The 1,117-nt window shown below is 47.1% G+C and carries 1 protein-coding gene; it reads left to right on the forward strand.

Features of this window, described 5'->3' with window-relative positions; all coding sequences use genetic code 11:
• Positions 1–1,117: lytic murein transglycosylase (locus ACS8FD_RS16220; protein WP_439276600.1), on the forward strand; the 1,117-nt coding region annotated here is incomplete at both ends.

A 1,117-nucleotide genomic window follows, 5' to 3' on the forward strand; every position in this document is an offset into this window, starting at 1 on the left:
GTGGTCGGATACACTACGTCAAATCGAGTCGCGTTATGGCGTAAAAGCTGAGCATGTACTAGGTGTATGGGGCGTAGAATCCAACTTTGGACAGACCTTAGGCAAAAAACCATTGTTCGAGTCGTTAGCAACTTTATCTTGTTTTGATCGTCGCCAAAGCTACTTTCAGGGCGAGTTTGCTAATGCGCTCAAAATCGTACAACGCGGTGATATTGCACCAAGTGATATGACTGGATCATGGGCAGGCGCTTTTGGGCAGACACAGTTTATGCCGAGCACCTTTTTAGAGTTGGCAGTGGATTTTGATGGTGATGGTCGCCGCGACTTGGTCAATAACGTACCCGATGCGCTGGCCTCTACCGCCAACTTCTTGGACAATCGTGGCTACCGCACAGGCGAACCTTGGGGTTATGAAGTCAAACTTCCCGATGGTTATTGGGCAGCATCCAATCGCAAAGATAAAAAATCGATGAGCCACTGGCGTAATCAAGGCTTAACCCTTACTAACGGTCGTCCGCTACCCTATGACTTGAATCGTGCTGGCTTATTACTGCCTGCTGGCAAGGATGGTCCTGCTTTTTTAGTGGGTAAAAACTTCGATACGTTTTACTCATATAATGCCTCAGAAAACTATGCGCTTGCGATTGCCCATTTATCAGACTTAATCACTAAAGAGGACAGTAGCAAAACTGACTTCATTACCGCATGGCCGACGGATGACCCAGGTATCAGCCGTCAACAAGCCAAAGATATCCAGCAAGCATTGTTAAACGCAGGTTACGATATTGGCGGTGTCGATGGCATCATCGGTGATAATACGCGTACTGCTATTCAGCAATATCAAACCAGTCGTGGTATTTTTCCAGCTGATGGCCGTGCAGGACAAAAATTCCATCGTTTGATTATGGGTAATACTACTTCTCATAGGGTTCAAGAGAGCAACCACTATGGTCAGCCCGCAAATAGTAGGCCTCTAACACCAGCATCTGCTGATCGTATGGGTCAACTGATCCAACAGCAAACGACGATTACGCCAAGCACGCCTTCGTATGCGTCACCAAATCAACCTTCAAGCAACATTCGTTATCGCCGCGTAGTTGGTAATGATGGCGTAACT

The organism is Psychrobacter sp. 1U2, from assembly GCF_051847575.1.